An 18,182-nucleotide genomic window follows, 5' to 3' on the forward strand; every position below is an offset into this window, starting at 1 on the left:
TTATTGATTGAGTTATATCAAAGTGATTTACTGATATAAACCTTTTGAAACAAACTGATTTTAGAAGTAATATTAGCCCTAGCTATATTAGCTGATGCTTAACAATTAACTAACCAACAAAGCACATTTTTGCAACAATGCGTTGTGATTATTCAACATTTTTCAAGTGTAAATAACACTTGTGGTTGGATTGCAATATGTAGAGAGTGTCATTCAGCCGACACATAGGAGTTACCATGATTGACGTAGTTGATCTGTCGCGGTTGCAGTTTGCACTGACAGCGATGTATCACTTCCTATTCGTACCATTGACCCTTGGTATGGCCTTCCTTTTGGCCATTATGGAATCGATGTACGTAATGACGAACAAGCAAATCTACAAGGACATGACCAAGTTCTGGGGTAAGCTGTTCGGTATTAACTTTGCACTTGGTGTGGCTACCGGCCTCACCATGGAGTTCCAGTTTGGTACGAACTGGTCTTACTATTCCCACTATGTAGGTGACATCTTCGGTGCGCCACTTGCGATCGAAGCACTGGTTGCTTTCTTCCTGGAGTCAACTTTTGTTGGTCTATTCTTTTTCGGGTGGGATCGTCTATCGAAACGTCAACACTTGGCGGTAACTTGGTTGGTTGCTCTAGGTTCTAACTTCTCTGCACTTTGGATTCTTATCGCGAACGGCTGGATGCAAAACCCAGTAGGTGCAGAATTCAACTTCGAAACCATGCGTATGGAAATGGTAAGCTTTGCAGACGTTGTTCTAAACCCAGTAGCGCAAGTTAAGTTTGTACACACAGTAGCTTCAGGTTACACGTGTGGTGCAATGTTCGTTCTAGGCATCAGTTCATACTACCTATTGAAAGGCCGTGACGTGGCGTTTGCTCGTCGCTCATTTGCTATCGCAGCATCTTTCGGTATGGCTGCAATCCTATCGACAATCATCCTAGGTGACGAATCTGGTTACGAGTTGGGTGAAGTTCAAAAAGTGAAACTAGCGGCAGTTGAAGCAGAATGGCACACAGAGCCTGCGCCAGCAGCATTCACGCTATTTGGTATTCCAAACCAAGAAACAATGAACACCGATTACGCAATCAAGATCCCTTACGTAATGGGTATCATCGCAACGCGTTCGTTTGATGAACAAGTAACAGGTCTGCGTGATCTTCGAGATGAGCACGTAGATCGTATCCGTAATGGTATGTACGCTTATGAGTTACTTGAGAAATTGCGTGCTGGTGATAAGTCTGAAGCAAACATGGCAGCGTTTGACGAAGTGAAAGGTGACCTAGGTTACGGTCTACTTCTAAAACGTTATACAGAAAACGTTGTTGATGCGACTGAAGAGCAGATCCAATCGGCTGCGGATGACTCAATTCCAACTGTATGGCCGTTGTTTAGCGCGTTCCGAATCATGGTTGGCTGTGGGTTTATCATGCTGTTTGTTTTTGCTGCATCATTCATCCAGACATGTCGTCAGAAGATCGAGCAGAAACCTCTGATTCTTAAAGCTGCATTGTTCAGTATTCCACTACCATGGATTGCGATCGAAGCAGGTTGGTTCGTCGCAGAATTCGGTCGTCAGCCTTGGGCTGTAGGTGAGATTCTACCTGTTCATGTTGCTGCATCTGCATTGACTGCAGGTCAGATTTGGACTTCACTATTCGCAATCCTAGCGCTATACACTGTGTTCCTAATCGCAGAGGTATACCTAATGGTGAAATTCGCTCGTAAAGGTCCAAGCAGCCTGAAAACAGGTCGCTACCACTTCGAGCAAAACGCTGACTCAGTTGAAGACAAAGTTAGTCGCCAAGTAGAAGCGTAAGGAAGGAGATAACAAAATGTTTGATTACGAAATCTTACGATTCATCTGGTGGGGCTTAATCGGTGTCCTACTGGTTGGTTTCGCGATTACTGATGGTTTCGATATGGGTGTAGGCGCGCTTGTACCTGTAATCGGTAAAAATGAGACGCAACGTCGTGTGATGATTAACACAATCGCTCCGCACTGGGACGGTAACCAAGTATGGCTTATCACTGCTGGCGGTGCATTGTTCGCGGCGTGGCCTTTAGTTTACGCAACATCGTTCTCTGGTTTTTACCTAGCGATGGTTCTGACTTTAGCAGCACTTTGGTTGCGCCCTCTGGGATTGGAGTATCGTGCAAAGATCGAGGATCCAAGATGGCGTAAAACTTGCGATACCTTTATTTCAATCAGTGGCTTCGTTCCACCAATTATCTTTGGTGTTGCGTTTGGCAACCTTCTACAAGGTGTTCCATTCCAGTTAAACGAGTTCCTAATGCCAACGTACCACGGTTCATTCTTCGGTCTACTAAACCCATTTGCTCTGCTATGTGGTCTAGTAAGCTTGTTCATGATCCTGATGCAAGGCGCAACTTGGCTACAAATGAAAACAACTGGCGAAGTACACACTCGTGCTCGTAACGTAGCTCAGCTTACTGGCCTACTAACAGTGGTTGCTTTCGTAGCAGCAGGCTTCTGGATCCAAAACATTGAAGGCTACGTAATCGTAGGTGGCATCGATACTGCAGCAGCGTCTAACCCTCTAAACAAAGAGGTTATCCGTGAAGCAGGCGCGTGGATGACGAACTTCGAAACTTACCCACTACTATGGGCTGCACCTGTATTGGGTGTTGCTATGCCGCTTCTAGCTGTATTGGCATCTCGTCTAGAGAAGTGTGGTATTGCGTTCCTAACATCAAGTCTAGGTATAGCTGGCGTTATCTTTACTGCTGGTATTGCGATGTTCCCATTCATCATGCCATCAGACCTAATGCCAAGCCACAGCCTAACAATGTGGGATTCAACTTCATCTGAGCTTACTCTGAACATAATGACAGTCGTAGCGTTTGTTATGGTTCCGATCATCTTGGCTTACACGTCTTGGACTTATTCTAAGATGTTCGGTCGCTTGGATGATAAGTTCATCGAAGACAACAAAAACTCACTTTACTAAGGAGCTATTACTATGTGGTATTTCGCATGGATTCTAGGTGTACTACTTGCTTGTGCTTTCGGTATCATCAACGCTCTTTGGTTAGAGCACTCAGAAATGATGGATAAAGACAGTGAGTAATCTCGCTGACAAGGTAGCGAAACTTCACGCACCAATGGACAAGACTCTGTTGAGAGTCTTGGCCTTAATCCTCGGCTTTATGCACGTTGGATTGGTGATGTGGGACCCAAACGCATACCATCGAGAAATTGGTGGCTTTAATGCGTTTATCGCGCCAGCATTGATTTGGGCTTGTTGCTCAAGCATGGTGTATGGCGTGGGTTTTAAACCGAGAAGCTGGTACTGGCAAGTATTGTTCAGCCCTTACTTCTCACTCGCTATCCTAATTTATCTAACTGCACTGTATTTCATGTAAGCGTTACACTTTGAAATAAAGTCGGTTACTAAATCATCGAATAAAAGCCAGGCAGTTTGTCTGGCTTTTATTTTTTCTACAAAATTCAAAAATATTCCCTTCGCTCAGTACCAATTACTGCCGCTTCAGTTATAGTAATTGCTTTAAAGAATTGAAATTACTGGTACTCCCTTGCAAGGCACATCAAATCCCTTCCGCTGGCCGATCACCGTGTATTACGAAGACACGGATGCGGGCGGCGTTGTATATCATTCAAATTATTTGAAATTCTTTGAACGTGCGCGCACTGAGATGTTGCGTGCAAAAGGCGTTTCCCAACATGTGTTATTGGAACAAAACATAGGCTTTGTTGTCCGACACATGGATATCGATTTCAACCAAGGCGCTAGGCTGGACGAGCATTTGACCGTTCTAACCCGAGTGTCAGAAATAAAACGTGCTTCCCTGCAATTCTGTCAAGAGTTAGTCAATGATGAAGGCAGAACATTGTGCAAGGCAATGGTTAAGGTAGCATGTATCGATAATAAGAAAATGAAGCCAATTGCGATTCCATCATTTATCAATTCGGAGCTAACAAATAGTGACTGCTGATATTTCCATTTTAGATCTCTTTCTTCAGGCCAGTCTGTTGGTAAAGCTTGTGATGTTGACACTGCTAGGCATGTCAATCGCATCATGGGCTATGATCATTAAGCGCAGCAAAGTCTTATCTCAAGCATCAAAAGATGCAGAGTCATTTGAAGACAAATTTTGGTCGGGCACGGATCTTTCACAGCTTTATCAAAAAGTGAAAGGCCGCAAAGACGACATCACGGGCACAGAAGAAATCTTCTACGCAGGTTTTACCGAGTTTGCACGCCTACGTAAGAGCAACGTAAACTCACCCGCTTACATCATGGAAGGTACTGGCCGTGCAATGCGCGTCGCCGTTGCTCGTGAAGTTGATGAGCTTGAAACCAGCCTACCATTTCTTGCAACGGTCGGTTCTATCAGTCCATACATTGGTCTGTTTGGTACCGTTTGGGGCATCATGCACGCGTTCATCGCTTTAGGTGAAGTAAAGCAAGCAACGCTTTCAATGGTAGCGCCGGGTATCGCAGAAGCACTGATTGCGACAGCGATGGGCCTATTCGCGGCAATCCCTGCGGTAATGGCTTACAACCGTCTAAGTAACAAAGTAAGTAAGCTAGAACACACATACGCCACTTTCTCTGAAGAATTCCACAGCATCCTGCACCGTCAAGCGATGGCGGGTCGAGACAGCGCAAGTAAGGAATAAGTCATGGCGGGTTACCAACCTAAAAAGCGTAAACTGACCGCAGAGATCAACGTCGTACCTTACATCGACGTGATGCTTGTTCTGTTGATCATTTTCATGGCGACCGCTCCATTTGTGACTCAAGGCGTGGATGTGAATCTACCACAAACGTCGACGGCTGAATCCATGCAAGATCTGGCTGGTGATACTGATAGCAGCTTCATCATTATCGAAATCGATCGTGACGGCAATTTAGGCCTGAGCGTGAATGATGAAGAGGTTCAACGCGGTCTGTCACTACAAGACGTGATTGTGCGAGTGAAAGCTGAGCGTGAAATCAAGCCTGATTCACCTGTTGCAGTCGGTGGTGATGCGGCAACGCCATACGCTGACGTTGTACTTTTGCTTGACGAGTTAAGTCGAGCAGGCATCCCAAAAGTGGGTCTGATGACCGATATCAAGGAATAGACATCGTACATCTATGAAAGACAACAAGAATAAACGCAAAGAATACACCAAGCCGATAGCGATATCGGTTGGTTTGCATGCGCTGTTAGTCGTTGCTTTGCTTTGGGGTACGGATTTCACAATGTCGAAACCAGAGCCGACAGGGCAGATGGTTCAGGCCGTGGTGATTGATCCAAAACTTGTTCAGAAACAAGCGAACGAGATTCGTCAGCAACGCGAAAAAGCCGCGAAGAAAGAGCAAGACCGTCTGGATAAACTGAGACGTGAAGCTGAGCAGCTTGAGAAAAACCGTAAAGCTGAAGAAGAACAGATTCGTAAGCTAAAAGAGCAGCAGGCAAAAGACGCCAAAGCCGCTCGTGAAGCCGAAGCTGCTCGCAAGAAGAAAGAACAAGAACGTAAGGCCGAAGAAGAACTTACTCGCAAAGCGAAAGAGCAAGCGGCAAAAGCCGAGAAACAGCGTAAAGCCAAAGAAGAGGCAGTACGTAAGGCAGAGCAGGAACGTGTAGCGCGTGAGAAAGCCGCGAAAGAAGCGGAAGACAAAGCGAAACGTGAACGCGAAGCCGCAGCAAAAGCCGAACAAGAACGCATCGCGAAAGAAAAGGCAGCCAAAGAGGCCGCAGAGAAAGCGCGTAAAGAAAAAGAGCGTCTTGAGCGAATAGAGCGTGAGCGTAAAGAACAAGAAGCGGCACTGGATGACATCTTTGCCGGTCTAGAGAGTGAGTCGAGTGCAAACCAACAGGCACAAGGGCAATTTGTTGCTGACGAAGTTTCTCGTTACAGCTCAATCTATACTCAGCTTATTCAGAGCAAATTGCTAAAGGACGACTACCTATTGGGAAAGGAGTGTAGAGTTAACATTAAGCTGATTCCGACAGGGGCAGACATGATAGTCTCATCGGTGAGTGTTCTTTCTGGAGACTCTAGAGTATGTGCAGCTGCAAAGAGTGCAATCGCACAAGTGCCAAGTTTTCCAATGTCTACCGATTCAACAGTTAACCAAAGACTGAAGGATATTAACCTTACGGTCGCACTACAACAATAAGGGATAAGCCGTGATTAAACGTCTTTTACTAGGAATGTTTGTACTGCTTGGCAGTCTGACGAGTGTAGCTCACGCTGCATTGGAGCTGGTGATTACCGATGGTATTGATTCAGCACGACCAATTGCTGTTGTTCCATTCAAATGGGAAGGCAGTGAACCGCTTCCTACCGATATTTCTGCTGTGATTGCTTCTGACTTGCAACGCAGCGGTAAATTCAGCCCGGTACCAACCAGCAAAATGCCTCAAACGCCATTCAACGAATCAGAGGTGAACTTTGACGCGTGGACTGGCCTAGGTGTGGACGCGTTGCTTACTGGCTCAGTCAAAAAGAACGAGCAGGGTAACTACGTAGTTAACTACCAATTAGTTGATGTAGTGCGCGGCCAGCTAACTGGTGGTAAGAGCAAAGCATTGGGTGGTGATGGTGAACTGGTCCTTTCTAAAGATCACGTGCTGTTCAACAAGGTTGCAACAGTTGAAGGCCCACGCATGCGTGAATACGCACACCGCATCTCTGACTTGGTTTACGAGCAGTTGACGGGTGAACGTGGTGCGTTTATGACGCGTATTGCCTACGTGGTAGTGAACGATAAAGATAACTTCCCTTACCAACTTCGTGTTGCAGATTACGATGGTTACAACGAGCGTTTAGTACTGCGTTCTAAGCAGCCACTGATGTCTCCTGCATGGTCTCCAGATGGTCAAAAGCTGGCTTATGTTAGCTTCCAAAATGGCCAAGCTGAAATCTTCATCATGAACATCTATACCGGCGAGCGCGAGAAGATTACTTCATACCCTCGTCACAATGGTGCGCCAAGATTCTCTCCAGATGGCAGCCAGTTAGCACTGGTACTTTCTAAGACTGGCTCGCTTCAGGTATACACTTTGGATCTGAAAACTCGCAAGCTGACACAAATTACGCGTGGCAGATCAAATAATACAGAACCGTTCTGGCACCCTGATGGTAAATCACTGATTTTCACATCTGACAGGGGTGGTAAACCTCAGATTTATCAAGTAGATTTGGGCAGCGGTTCTACTAACCGCTTGACTTGGCAAGGCAGCCAAAACTTAGGTGGTCAAATCACCCCTGATGGTCGATTCCTAGTTATGGTGAATCGCAGTGATTCGGGTTTCAACTTGGCTAAACAAGATTTGGAAACAGGCGCTCTTCAGGTTCTAACAAAAACATTGCTTGATGAGTCTCCGAGCATTGCCCCAAATGGTGGCATGGTTATCTATAGCTCGATTTACAACAAGAAAAACGTACTATCGATGGTGTCAATTGATGGTCGATTTAAAGCTAGATTACCGGCAACAAATGGGCGTGTAAGAGCTCCCGCATGGTCACCGTTTTTGTAGTAAGAAAAATTGATTAATAAAGGAAAATAAGATGCAACTGAACAAGGTTCTAAAAGGGCTACTAATCGCGATTCCTGTGATGGCTATGACAGCATGTAGTTCAAGTGATGACGCTGCTTCTAACACTGGTGCAGAAACAAACACTGGTGCTTCAGAAACAACAGTAGTAACGCCGATCGATCCAAATGGTCAGCTAACGGAGCAAGAGCTAAAAGAGCAAGCGCTACGTGAAACTCAAACTATCTACTTCGCATTTGATAACTCAACAATTGCGGGCGATTACGAAGAAATGCTAGCAGCTCACGCTTCTTACCTAAGCAAGAACCCTGCTCTTAAAGTAACGATTGAAGGTCACGCGGATGAGCGTGGTACGCCTGAGTACAACATCGCACTTGGCGAGCGTCGTGCTGAAGCAGTATCGAACTACCTACAAGCACTAGGCGTTCAAGCTGACCAAATCTCTATCGTTAGCTACGGTGAAGAGAAGCCACTTCTTCTAGGTCAATCTGAAGAAGTTTACGCTAAGAACCGTCGTGCGGTTCTAGTATACTAATTCGAGGTAAACCTCATGTTCAGTAACACTAAGCGCGCTGTTACGCTTACGTTACTGGCAAGTGCAGCGAACTTCGCGTTCGCTGCACCAGCTCCAGTATCAGATCTCAACAGCACATCATCAGTATCTACTCGATCTTCTTCAGAAAGCGACATCGAGCGTTTAGAGCGCTTGCTGCAAAATCGCAATCGCGTTCAGCTTCAAATGCAAGAGCAAATTGACCAAATGTCACAAGAGATCAGTGATCTACGTGGTCAGTTAGAGCGCAACAGCTACGAGATGCAGCAAATGCTCAAACGTCAGCGAGAGTTGTTCGTTGAGTTAGATCGAGTGCGTGGCGAAATGAAAGCCGCGCCAGTAAAAGAAACCAAACCAGCGGAAACGGGTGGTAAGTACTCATCGAACGCCGATGAGCAAACGGCTTACCAAGATGCGGTGGACTTGATCCTCAAGAAACGCGACTACACTGGCGCGATCGCTGCATTCAAACAGTTCCAAAAGGACTATCCTGATTCAACTTACTCAGCGAACTCGCATTACTGGCTAGGTCAGTTGTACTTCGCTAAGAAACAGGACAAAGAGGCCGTGAAAAGCTTTGCTGCTGTGGTTTCTTACAAAGATTCCAACAAGCGTGCGGACGCATTGGTTAAGCTAGGCGATATCGCAGAGCGTAACAATAATGACGCAAAGGCGAAGAAATACTATCAGCAAGTTGTTGATGAGTACCCGGGCAGTGCCTCGGCGAAAATTGCAAGCTCTAAGCTGAAGTAATCACGCCTAATCGGTAGCAAGACAATATCAAAGGGAGCAGAGGCTCCCTTTTTGTTTTCTGTGTCCCTATCTCTTTCAATCTCTATATCTCTTTCAATCTCTACTCTTTATCTCCCTATGCCTCAATCCCCCTCAATACTTGTCTCTGTATTGCTGAGCTGAGATGTAACAAGCGTTCATTCTCTACAGTTAGAATTGTTACTTACAACAAAGATATACGGCTAGACTGCTATAAATTCCGGTTACGGGTTGGTTTTTGAAAATCAACAAGGTTACAATACCCGGATTAAAGGAAGTTGCGTAGAGCAAGAGCAATGAGCCACATACTAGATAAAATCGAGACAGTTTACCCATTCCCTCCAAAACCAATCCCATTAAGCCAAGAAGAAGAAGCCGATTACATCGAGCGAATCAAAAAGCTGCTTAAAGAGGAAGACGCGGTACTTATCGCGCACTACTACACCGATCCAGAGATTCAAGCTTTGGCTGAAGAGACCGGCGGTTTTGTTGGTGATTCGCTTGAAATGGCGAAATTTGGCAACCGTCACCCAGCAAGCACACTGATTATTGGTGGTGTTCGTTTTATGGGCGAATCTGCAAAGATTCTTACGCCTGAAAAACGCATTCTGATGCCAACGCTAGAGGCAGAATGTTCTCTTGACCTCGGCTGCCCAGCAGATGAGTTCAGTGATTTCTGTGATGCACACCCTGACCATACGGTCGTGGTATACGCAAACACGTCGGCAGCGGTAAAAGCTCGTGCTGATTGGGTGGTCACATCAAGCATCGCTCTTGATATTGTTGAGCACTTAGACGCAGAAGATAAGCCAATCATTTGGGGGCCAGACCGCCATCTAGGTTCTTACATTGCGAAAAAGACAGGCGCAGACATGTTGTTATGGCATGCTGAGTGTGTAGTTCACGATGAGTTCTCTGCGGATGCATTACGTAAGATGAAGAACGTGTATCCGGATGCCGCTATTCTAGTACACCCAGAATCGCCAGCGAGTGTAGTGGAATTAGCCGATGCTGTGGGGTCTACAAGTCAGCTAATCAAAGCGGCTAAAGAGCTACCTCATCAACAAATGATCGTGGCTACAGACAAAGGCATCTTCTTCAAGATGCAGCAGCTAGTTCCAGAAAAAGAGCTGATTGAAGCTCCAACGGCAGGTGCGGGTGCAACGTGTCGCAGCTGCGCACACTGTCCTTGGATGGCAATGAACGGCCTTAAAGCGATTGAAAAAGCATTGAGAGAAGGTGGTGCAGAGCACGAAATCTTCGTTGATGAAGCATTACGTGTGAAATCTCTGGTCTCACTGAACCGCATGCTAGATTTCGCAGAGCAGCTTAACATGTAGTTGAAAGGCAACGCTTAGTCAGTTCTTAGACCAAAGTTTGCTACGATAAATCTCAAAAACCAGCCGAATATGGCTGGTTTTTTTGTTTTTTACAATCAATGAGTTAGTATTTAGTTATAGCAATCAGAAAGGAATCGGAAACTTATGGCTGTATGGCTAGTACTGAAAAAGTGGCTAAGTACCCATCTTTTCAAATTGAGCAACCGAAACCTTCTTGTCATTAGTGCCGCATATGTCGCCATTTCATGGTTGTTGCTGGCCCTCGCGGGGGAGCACGCACTAACCGATAACTTCTCGAACTTCATTTACTACCTAATGGTCACCGCCTCTACAGTGGGCTATGGCGATCATTCACCCGTCACCGATATGGGCAAGTGGGTAGTCGTGTTGTTTATCATCCCTGGTGGTCTGAGCTTATTTGCCGCCATTTTGGGACGAGTGGCAGGAGGCGCGATCGACTATTGGCGAGCGGGAATATTGGGCAAACGGAGAGTAAGAGTGGAAAACCATATCGTATTACTGGGTTGGAATGGCGCGCGTACCATGCATCTGATCCGTATGTTGCAACATGAAGAACATGGCAAGCGTCCAATCGTTTTGTGCAGCCGTTCAGACATTGAAAACCCATTGCCGGGTGAGATTGGTTTTATCAAGGTTAACAGCTATACCGATGCGCAGGAGATGAAGAATGCCAACATCACCGAAGCGAACTGTATCATTGTTGATAATCTTACCGATGACATCACCCTCTCAGCCGCCTTGTATTGTGCGTCTGTGAATCCTGATGCACACTTGCTCGCTTACTTCAAAGACGATGCTTTGGGCCGATTGTTGAGCCAGCACTGCCCGAGAGCGGAATGTATCCCAGCTGTAGGGGCAGAGATGCTTGCTAAAGCAGCGGTGGACCCGGGCTCAAGTGCACTCCATCAAGAGCTGTTGGCTTCGACACGTGGTATGACTCAGTACTCTGTGATTTACCCTGAAGATCAACCAACGACGACGGTCGATACGATCTTTGGGTTCATTAAGAAGCACCACCAAGCGACCTTGATCGCTTTCGATCTTGGCAGTGGCATTGAGCTTAACCCAGAGCTCAGCGCTCAAGTACCACCGAGCACTAAACTGTTTTATATTGCCGATGAGCGAATTGATGATTTCGCTTGGACTGACATGAACAAGGACAAATAATGCACATGATTGCCGACCTGTTGGCAGGTTTTCCTAACTTTCTTATCTATTTTTCCGTTTCGATTATCTTCGTACTGGCGTTCAAATTCATCTACGTCAAACTGACGCCATACGATGAATGGCACCTTATCAAAAAAGAGAAAAACACCGCAGCTGCGGTTGCGTTAAGTGGTGCGTTCCTTGGTTATTGCTTAGCAATTGCAGGTGCGGCGACTAACTCACTGAATATCGTCGATTTCATGGTGTGGGGCGTTGTGGCCATGCTCGCGCAAATCATTGCATTTGGTATAGTACGTTTCATTCTTTTGCCAAAAGTCTCAGAGCGCATTGAGAATGATGAAGTGCCAGCAGGCATCGTGCTAGCGGCCGTCTCTGTCTCTGTCGGCGTGCTCAACGCGGCTTGCATGACGTACTAGGAGGAGCGATGAAACGCAGTTCTAACGTCAAACGTTCTTCCATGGACAAAAGCTTTAAAGTTGGACGAATAATTCCATTCGTTGCTTTTGGTGGCATCTTCTTTCTGGCAACGCACGAATCGAAAACGGAAGGTTACATCTACACCGATGCGGATGAGTGTAAATCGGATGCGCCAGAGTTCAGCGAACAGTGTGAAATCGCGTATCAAGAAGCTATAGCGAGAGCAGAAGAAAACGCACCGCGCTATAACAATGAGTACGAGTGTGAAGACGATTTCTACGAGGACGATTGTTATTACAGCTCGCGTCACCGTTCTTATGTCCCGTTTATGGGAGGATACTTCTTCAGCCGTGCAGTCAGCGGTTTAAGTGGTTACAACAAAAGCTACTATTCAGAGCCGATGTATCGCTACAAATCCAAGTATTACAACGGCGCAGGGCAGTTCTACGGCTCTTACCGCAATCAACCGACAAAGGTGGCGACGAGTAACCTAAACAAGCGAGGTGGCGGTACGATTGGCCGTGCCATGTCGCGAGGCGGATTCGGTAAAGCAGTATCAGTGAGTCGTGGCGGTTAACAGCGATGTTTCGACGAGAAATACAAGAAAGAAAAAACTGGCGTGATTTAGCACGCCAGTTTGGTTTTGGTTTCCATTCCATGTACGACCAACCCTACTGGGATGAGAGTGCTTACTATCAATTCTCTCTTTCCCAAATCGAACAAGACATCGAAGACCCAACCGAGGAGCTTCATCAAATGTGTCTTGAAATCGTGGACGAGGTCGTACGAAGTGAGCGATTACTGACGCAATGTGCCATTCCTGAAGCCATGTGGTCCCAAGTGGCTTCCTCTTGGCAACGCAGAGAGCCATCCCTCTATTCAAGAATGGATTTTGCTTACAACGGTTCATCACCAGCAAAACTTCTAGAGAACAATGCAGATACCCCTACCTCTCTGTTTGAAACAGGCTTTTGGCAGTGGGTATGGTTAGAAGATGTGGTTAACAAAGGCCGCATCCACCAAAGTGCGGATCAGTTTAATATTCTGCAAGATTTCCTCATTGAGCGCTTCGCCGAGATCGCTAAATTGCAACCGGGGCAGACGTTGCATTTCAGTTGCTGCAAATACACCGAAGAAGACAAAGGCACAGTGCAATATCTGGAAGATTGCGCCCGTGAAGCTGGTTTAGCTACGGCGTTTGTTTTTGTCGAAGATATTGGTGTGACAGAAGAAGGGCAGTTTGTTGATGCCGATGACCGAGCGATTCGCTGGATGTTCAAACTCTACCCATGGGAATTCATGTTCGAAGAGCAATACAGCCAGTATCTTGCAACATCGAGTGTGAACTGGTTAGAGCCGATGTGGAAGTCGATTCTGTCTAACAAAGCGCTATTACCGCTGCTTTGGGAGCGTTTTCCAAATCATCCTAATCTCCTGCCTGCGTATTTTGCGAACGATCCAAAAGCGAGCAGTTTGAAAGACTATGTCATTAAGCCTCTTTTTTCTCGCGAAGGCGCAAACATAGAGATCGTCAAAAATGGACAGCGTTTAGTGAAAACTCCTGGGCCGTACGAATCGGGCCAAAACATCGTCCAGAAATATCATCCGCTACCGAAATTTGGTCAGAGCCATACTTTGATTGGCAGCTGGTTAGTCAATGACAAAGCCGCCGGCATTTCCATTCGAGAAGACAGCAGTTTAGTCACGCAAGATATGGCGCGCTATATTCCCCACGTTATTCTCGATTGATCAAAAAAGCTCTCCAACGTGGAGAGCTTTTCATCAAATGCAGTCTGCTTTAGGTGAGCAAAGCGTCTTACTCTTCTTCTGCTAGCATAACACCGCGCTGAGTCAGGCCACCGAGCATCATTGGCATCGCATTGAAGATCTCTTCAAACTGCTCTAAACCTTCCATGCCTTGCTCTGCAAGTGTCGCGATCGTTGTTTCTGGATCGTAAAGCATAGTAAGAGAAAGCAGAACACCACCCAGTAGAGCGCTGTCTTCGCTATCTGCAGGCATCAAGTTTTCCCAGTCATCACGAGTGATTTGCCAGCCTTGAAGTACCCCTTCACAGAAATCACGCGTGTTCGCTGAAACGATATCTTGATCATCCAGTTCACAACCTTTTGGCCATTGCCACGCACCTTCTAGAAGAGCAGGGCGAGTTTGGTTCCACATTTGAACAATCTCATCAATGTACTGCTCTAGTTGTTCGCCATCAGAGAAGGGTGCGGTTTCTTCACCACCCCATAAGAACGGCAGCCACTCTTGAGGGTTTAGAACGTTTGGCGCACACGCCATCGACGTTACAAAGCCTTGAGTTTTCGCTAGGTTTAGTAGTTTTCCATCAAGTTCTGGAAGAGAAAGGATGTCTTGTAGTTTCAAAATCGAATACCATTTGTTAATGGGCTGGTTGGTTGCGCTCATATTACCAATCAATCAGCGATAAATCGATATTAGGGAATGATTCGTCTACATATATGGAAATTCGTTCGTCACTCAGAAAAAAAAGCATTCTCGCTCTAACGCTTTATTTATGTTTCTTTATCGCGACCATTGGCTCTGTCGTGTACCTCGTTGTCGAACCGCCAGTGCGAGAAAAGCTCGAACGTAATTTGAATTTACGCACTCAATTACTCGCATCTCAAATCGAGGGGCCACTGACTAACTCCGTTGGATTGCTGAACAGCTTGGTTGGGTTAGGGCAAACACCAACAGCCGACATTTCACTGCAAGGTACCATTCCCCAGTTGCTTGCTGTGAGTGATGACATCATCGTCAGTGGCGGTTTATGGCCAAAGCCGACACTCGAGGATGAGCGCTGGCAATACACAAGTTTATTCTTCAATAAGAACGAGCACGGCAGCTTAGATCAAATCCATTCTTACAATAACCCCGAGTCCGGTGGTTACGACAACGAGCCATGGTATCAATCTGTGGCGAATAAGCCCGCTGGTTATGTAAGTTGGTCTGGCGTTTATATCGACACCTTTACCCAAGTTCAGATGATCACGGCCTCGGCGCCTTACTACAATGAGGGCGTTTTCGCTGGTGTCGCCACGGTCGATTTATCCCTCGAAGCGCTATTCCAATTCATTCGCGAGCACACCAACCAATACTCTTTAGGCGTGGTGATCCGTGATGCGGATGGACAAGTCGTGATTGAGCATAACTTTCATCTCACCAAAGACATTTACATCAGTCAGCTTGAATTCGGAGCTTTCCAATGGCAAATGGACGTCGTGAATGCAGAGGTTCAAGTTGCAGAACAAGTATTTGATCAAGTGATGAGTGTAGAGCGGGGCATCATCCCTTTCTTATTGATCTGTGTGCTGGTGGGCTACTACCTGCTGAATAGATACATTGTGGAACCCATCGTCCGCATCGCGCAAAAAGTTGATGACTCCAAAACTGGTGGCATCATCGACATTACCTACGATAGTGAAGATGAGATCGGACACCTGATCACCAAATTCAATGAGAAAACCGTCTACCTAGAGCAAGAGCGCATCAAAGCACAGGCTTCCACCAATGCGAAAACGGCATTTTTGGCGACGTTATCTCATGAAATTCGAACGCCGATGAATGGTGTGTTGGGAACGGCGCAAATCCTGCTGAAAACCCAGTTAACCGACGAGCAGAGAAAACACCTCAACACCCTGTACGATTCAGGCGATCACATGATGACGTTACTAAACGAAATCTTGGATTACTCGAAGATTGAGCAGGGGCACATCGAGATTGATAACACGCCCTTCCCAATTGATTCGATTCTGGGCAGTACAAACAGTGTCTATCACACCTTGTGTACTGAGAAGGGCCTGCAATTTCGCGTGATTTCCAATGTGCCAGAGGGGCGTTGGTACAACAACGATAAAGCGCGACTGCGCCAAGTTTTGTTCAATCTGCTCAATAATGCAGTCAAGTTCACCGACCGAGGCTATGTAGAGGTAGAACTGACAGAGTATGTCGAGGGGCAGCAAACGCGCTTGCGCATTAGCGTAAAAGACACTGGCATCGGCATTAGCCCTGACGCTCAGGAACGCATCTTTAGGCCGTTTGAGCAGGCGGAGTCTTCGACCACGCGCCGATATGGCGGCACAGGCCTTGGACTCGCGATTGTTAAGCAGATTTCCGAGCACATGGGCGGTAGCATTACCGTGCAGAGTCAAGAATGCATCGGCACTAAGTTTGTGGTCGAACTTGAACTAAACCCTTGTGAAGCGGGGATATTGGAGCCTACCAGCACACACAAACTTGATTGCCAAGGTTTACGTGCGTTGATCGTTGAAGATAACCGCACCAACACCATCATCATGGAGACTTTCTTACGCTCGAAGGGTTTCGCTTGTGTTTGTGTCGAGAATGGCAAACAAGCCGTAGAGCAGGTGTCCAGTCAGAAGTTTGATTTGGTATTAATGGACAACCACATGCCGGTGCTCGATGGGGTAGGTGCAATCGCGGTGATTCGCTCTATGGATACACCCGCAAAATCTGTGTTGATCTTCGGGTGTACGGCCGATGTATTCAAAGAGACACAAGAGCGGATGCTGGATGTTGGTGCCAACCACATTATTGCAAAACCTATTGTTGAATCAGAATTGGATGATGCTTTGTATCGCCATGCTTCTATCCTCTATCAATATCAAGATAAGCAGGGGAATAAACCAGTAACACCGCACGATGTAGATGCGTTACTTTTGAACTTTTATCTAGCGTTAGATGATGGCAACCTCACTCAAGCGCTAACGACGCTGTCTTATATTCTCGGTAGTGTGCAACCGAGCATGACAGAAGAGCTAAGCAGCGTTATCGAGCGTATTGAAAGCCACTTACTCAAAGCCTTATCTCCTGAGCAAGAAGACATCGATCAGCTCACCATATTATTGGCAGATCAATAACTTCACACATAAAAAGGAAGTCGCTTGAACCGAGGTTCGAGCAACTTCCTTTGTTCAAGCCCATTTCTCTAACCCCACAAACTTCGCATTTACTCTGAAAATCGACCTCCAAGTAGCATAAGCCGATCTTTTTGAAATTCACTTACCAGATATATCACTGGTTTTCTGCGTATTTCGTGTGCTAAGTCGTTTTTTAGTAAGTAAATTACGTTTTTAAACCTAATTTTAGTCGTTTTAAGGTGGTTTTTACTGGTTTTGGTGAAAGCTGCTACTTTTGGGCTTAAAGTTGGTTATTAATTTACATCCAAGAATTTAAAACGGAAGCATAAACTGAAAATGTTGTGTTTTAATAGCGCCATTAACTGCTATTTGGTTTTAAATGCAGTAAATCATTTTATAGATGTCGTTTTTAATAGTGTTTGATTTTAGAGGTTGTAAATGAAGTCTCGTGGACCATTTTGTATTCGTAACGCCGCAGCGGATACTTTTGCTATGGTGGTTTTTTGTTTTATCACAGGCATGATCATTGAGATTTTGATCTCGGGTATGATGTTCGAGCAGTCTTTGGCATCACGCACGCTGTCTATTCCAGTCAATATCGCAATTGCATGGCCTTATGGCATGTTCCGTGACTGGGTATTACGCCAAGGCAACAAGCTTTCACCTTCCTCTTTCATGAAGAACGTCTCTGATTTGGTGGCGTACGTATTGTTCCAATCTCCAGTCTACGCGGGCATTTTGTTTGCCGTAGGCGCATCGACTGACCAAATTATCACAGCAGTAGCGAGTAACGCGGTTGTATCTTGCGGTATGGGTGTACTTTACGGATATTTCCTTGACCAATGCCGCCGTTGGTTCCGAGTACCTGGCTACTATCAAGAAGCATAATTGCCCCTGTTTTATGCAATTTAGCTAGATAGTGAGCAAACAAACGCAAAAGGGCGCTTTTTTTCGTGTTTAGCCTTGACCATCGGGCACATAATCATTAAATTAGCGCCTCGTTGGTTAACGATACCAACCAAAATTTGATTCGGTGAGTTGTCCGAGTGGCTGAAGGAGCACGCCTGGAAAGTGTGTATACGGCAACGTATCGAGAGTTCGAATCTCTCACTCACCGCCACATTCTAGAGGTCTGATTTATCAGGCCTTTTCTCGTTTTTAAGGCTTATTGAGCTGCCATAGGTACAATAGAGAGCACAATGGCCTTAAAACAATTCCCTAAATCTCAATCCACTCGCGAATGTACTTATCTGGTACGCAGCCGGACCGGCATCTATACCTTTCGTTGGAACATTGCTAACCAAGATGGGTATCAGCAGATAAAAACTAGCCTTAAAACGCGTGATTACCTACAAGCAATCGCGATGGCCTCTACTTTAGCTCAAAGCCTCAGATCAATTGAATCTCCGACTATAGAGGAGGTTGAGTTTGTATTTGAAGAGTTCAGAGGTGCGAGTGCTAAATGCAAAAC

The 18,182-nt window shown here is 46.1% G+C and carries 19 protein-coding genes and 1 tRNA gene; 19 read left to right on the forward strand and 1 reads right to left on the reverse strand.

The genetic code is table 11. From position 1 onward, the window contains the following. Positions 1-236: 236 nt before the first annotated feature. From cydA to A8140_RS05755, 16 genes are all read left to right on the forward strand, one after another. Complete coding sequence (gene cydA / locus A8140_RS05680) at positions 237-1,823, forward strand: cytochrome ubiquinol oxidase subunit I (protein WP_005532771.1); 1,587 nt, start codon at positions 237-239, stop codon at positions 1,821-1,823. A 16-nt stretch (positions 1,824-1,839) separates the two neighbouring features. Then, positions 1,840-2,976 carry a cytochrome d ubiquinol oxidase subunit II gene (gene cydB / locus A8140_RS05685; protein WP_005532768.1) on the forward strand — a complete coding sequence of 379 codons (1,137 nt, stop codon included), beginning with the start codon at positions 1,840-1,842 and terminating at the stop codon, positions 2,974-2,976. A gap of 12 nt (positions 2,977-2,988) precedes the next feature. Next, positions 2,989-3,096, forward strand: coding sequence for a cytochrome bd-I oxidase subunit CydX (gene cydX / locus A8140_RS05690; protein ID WP_000270284.1), 108 nt, complete (start codon positions 2,989-2,991; stop codon positions 3,094-3,096). Beyond that, entirely contained in the window at positions 3,089-3,391 is a 303-nt protein-coding gene (gene ybgE, locus A8140_RS05695; RefSeq protein WP_005426209.1) for a cyd operon protein YbgE, read from the forward strand. Before cydX ends, ybgE begins: the two co-directional genes overlap by 8 nt. A 171-nt stretch (positions 3,392-3,562) precedes the next feature. Beyond that, entirely contained in the window at positions 3,563-3,982 is a 420-nt protein-coding gene (gene ybgC, locus A8140_RS05700) for a tol-pal system-associated acyl-CoA thioesterase (RefSeq protein WP_005426200.1), read from the forward strand. Further along, complete coding sequence (gene tolQ, locus A8140_RS05705; RefSeq protein WP_005534706.1) at positions 3,972-4,670, forward strand: protein TolQ; 699 nt, start codon at positions 3,972-3,974, stop codon at positions 4,668-4,670. The genes ybgC and tolQ overlap by 11 nt, the downstream gene beginning before the upstream one ends. 3 nt (positions 4,671-4,673) lie before the next feature. After that, a complete protein-coding gene (locus A8140_RS05710) occupies positions 4,674-5,117 on the forward strand; it encodes an ExbD/TolR family protein (protein WP_005534704.1) in 444 nt (147 codons plus the stop codon). A 13-nt stretch (positions 5,118-5,130) separates the two neighbouring features. Then, the gene (gene tolA, locus A8140_RS05715) at positions 5,131-6,159 is read left to right on the forward strand and encodes a cell envelope integrity protein TolA (RefSeq protein ID WP_005534703.1); all 1,029 of its coding nucleotides are present in this window, start codon (positions 5,131-5,133) and stop codon (positions 6,157-6,159) included. 10 nt (positions 6,160-6,169) lie between these two features. Next, complete coding sequence (gene tolB / locus A8140_RS05720) at positions 6,170-7,522, forward strand: Tol-Pal system beta propeller repeat protein TolB (protein ID WP_005534701.1); 1,353 nt, start codon at positions 6,170-6,172, stop codon at positions 7,520-7,522. A gap of 31 nt (positions 7,523-7,553) precedes the next feature. Beyond that, positions 7,554-8,075, forward strand: a complete 522-nt coding sequence (gene pal / locus A8140_RS05725; RefSeq protein WP_005426291.1) for a peptidoglycan-associated lipoprotein Pal — start codon at positions 7,554-7,556, stop codon at positions 8,073-8,075. A gap of 15 nt (positions 8,076-8,090) precedes the next feature. Further along, a complete protein-coding gene (gene ybgF, locus A8140_RS05730; RefSeq protein ID WP_005534699.1) occupies positions 8,091-8,846 on the forward strand; it encodes a tol-pal system protein YbgF in 756 nt (251 codons plus the stop codon). A gap of 314 nt (positions 8,847-9,160) precedes the next feature. Further along, entirely contained in the window at positions 9,161-10,204 is a 1,044-nt protein-coding gene (gene nadA / locus A8140_RS05735) for a quinolinate synthase NadA (protein WP_005534698.1), read from the forward strand. A 144-nt stretch (positions 10,205-10,348) separates the two neighbouring features. Next, positions 10,349-11,392, forward strand: a complete 1,044-nt coding sequence (locus A8140_RS05740; protein ID WP_005534696.1) for a potassium channel family protein — start codon at positions 10,349-10,351, stop codon at positions 11,390-11,392. Next, the gene (locus tag A8140_RS05745) at positions 11,392-11,808 is read left to right on the forward strand and encodes a DUF350 domain-containing protein (RefSeq protein ID WP_005534694.1); all 417 of its coding nucleotides are present in this window, start codon (positions 11,392-11,394) and stop codon (positions 11,806-11,808) included. Before A8140_RS05740 ends, A8140_RS05745 begins: the two co-directional genes overlap by 1 nt. Positions 11,809-11,816: 8 nt before the next feature. Then, positions 11,817-12,386 carry a DUF1190 domain-containing protein gene (locus A8140_RS05750; protein ID WP_005534692.1) on the forward strand — a complete coding sequence of 190 codons (570 nt, stop codon included), beginning with the start codon at positions 11,817-11,819 and terminating at the stop codon, positions 12,384-12,386. Positions 12,387-12,391: 5 nt separating this feature from the next. After that, positions 12,392-13,558 carry a glutathionylspermidine synthase family protein gene (locus A8140_RS05755; RefSeq protein WP_005534690.1) on the forward strand — a complete coding sequence of 389 codons (1,167 nt, stop codon included), beginning with the start codon at positions 12,392-12,394 and terminating at the stop codon, positions 13,556-13,558. 67 nt (positions 13,559-13,625) lie between these two features. Here the strand turns inward: A8140_RS05755 and A8140_RS05760 are convergent, their stop codons facing one another. Continuing rightward, entirely contained in the window at positions 13,626-14,237 is a 612-nt protein-coding gene (locus A8140_RS05760; protein ID WP_005534688.1) for a YecA/YgfB family protein, read from the reverse strand. Between the two features lie 53 nt (positions 14,238-14,290). On the opposite strand from A8140_RS05760, the gene A8140_RS05765 reads away from it, so the two are divergent. From A8140_RS05765 to A8140_RS05775, 3 genes are all read left to right on the forward strand, one after another. After that, positions 14,291-16,711, forward strand: coding sequence for a hybrid sensor histidine kinase/response regulator (locus A8140_RS05765; RefSeq protein ID WP_005534686.1), 2,421 nt, complete (start codon positions 14,291-14,293; stop codon positions 16,709-16,711). A gap of 438 nt (positions 16,712-17,149) precedes the next feature. Beyond that, entirely contained in the window at positions 17,150-17,599 is a 450-nt protein-coding gene (locus tag A8140_RS05770; protein ID WP_005534684.1) for an L-alanine exporter AlaE, read from the forward strand. A gap of 144 nt (positions 17,600-17,743) precedes the next feature. After that, positions 17,744-17,831, forward strand: a tRNA-Ser gene (locus A8140_RS05775). Positions 17,832-18,182 lie beyond the last annotated feature (351 nt).

The sequence above is a fragment of the Vibrio campbellii CAIM 519 = NBRC 15631 = ATCC 25920 genome (assembly GCF_002163755.1).
Classification (GTDB): domain Bacteria; phylum Pseudomonadota; class Gammaproteobacteria; order Enterobacterales; family Vibrionaceae; genus Vibrio; species Vibrio campbellii.

What these genes read in the sequence shown, in the direction of transcription:
- A8140_RS05710 (WP_005534704.1), top strand. Translation starts at nt 4,674, where the DNA reads ATGGCGGGTTACCAACCTAAAAAGCGTAAACTGACCGCAGAGATCAAC.
- cydA (WP_005532771.1), top strand. Translation starts at nt 237, where the DNA reads ATGATTGACGTAGTTGATCTGTCGCGGTTGCAGTTTGCACTGACAGCG.
- pal (WP_005426291.1), top strand. Translation starts at nt 7,554, where the DNA reads ATGCAACTGAACAAGGTTCTAAAAGGGCTACTAATCGCGATTCCTGTG.
- ybgF (WP_005534699.1), top strand. Translation starts at nt 8,091, where the DNA reads ATGTTCAGTAACACTAAGCGCGCTGTTACGCTTACGTTACTGGCAAGT.
- tolA (WP_005534703.1), top strand. Translation starts at nt 5,131, where the DNA reads ATGAAAGACAACAAGAATAAACGCAAAGAATACACCAAGCCGATAGCG.
- A8140_RS05740 (WP_005534696.1), top strand. Translation starts at nt 10,349, where the DNA reads ATGGCTGTATGGCTAGTACTGAAAAAGTGGCTAAGTACCCATCTTTTC.
- A8140_RS05745 (WP_005534694.1), top strand. Translation starts at nt 11,392, where the DNA reads ATGCACATGATTGCCGACCTGTTGGCAGGTTTTCCTAACTTTCTTATC.
- nadA (WP_005534698.1), top strand. Translation starts at nt 9,161, where the DNA reads ATGAGCCACATACTAGATAAAATCGAGACAGTTTACCCATTCCCTCCA.
- A8140_RS05770 (WP_005534684.1), top strand. Translation starts at nt 17,150, where the DNA reads ATGAAGTCTCGTGGACCATTTTGTATTCGTAACGCCGCAGCGGATACT.
- cydX (WP_000270284.1), top strand. Translation starts at nt 2,989, where the DNA reads ATGTGGTATTTCGCATGGATTCTAGGTGTACTACTTGCTTGTGCTTTC.
- A8140_RS05760 (WP_005534688.1), bottom strand. Translation starts at nt 14,237, where the DNA reads ATGAGCGCAACCAACCAGCCCATTAACAAATGGTATTCGATTTTGAAA.
- A8140_RS05750 (WP_005534692.1), top strand. Translation starts at nt 11,817, where the DNA reads ATGAAACGCAGTTCTAACGTCAAACGTTCTTCCATGGACAAAAGCTTT.
- cydB (WP_005532768.1), top strand. Translation starts at nt 1,840, where the DNA reads ATGTTTGATTACGAAATCTTACGATTCATCTGGTGGGGCTTAATCGGT.
- A8140_RS05755 (WP_005534690.1), top strand. Translation starts at nt 12,392, where the DNA reads ATGTTTCGACGAGAAATACAAGAAAGAAAAAACTGGCGTGATTTAGCA.
- A8140_RS05765 (WP_005534686.1), top strand. Translation starts at nt 14,291, where the DNA reads ATGGAAATTCGTTCGTCACTCAGAAAAAAAAGCATTCTCGCTCTAACG.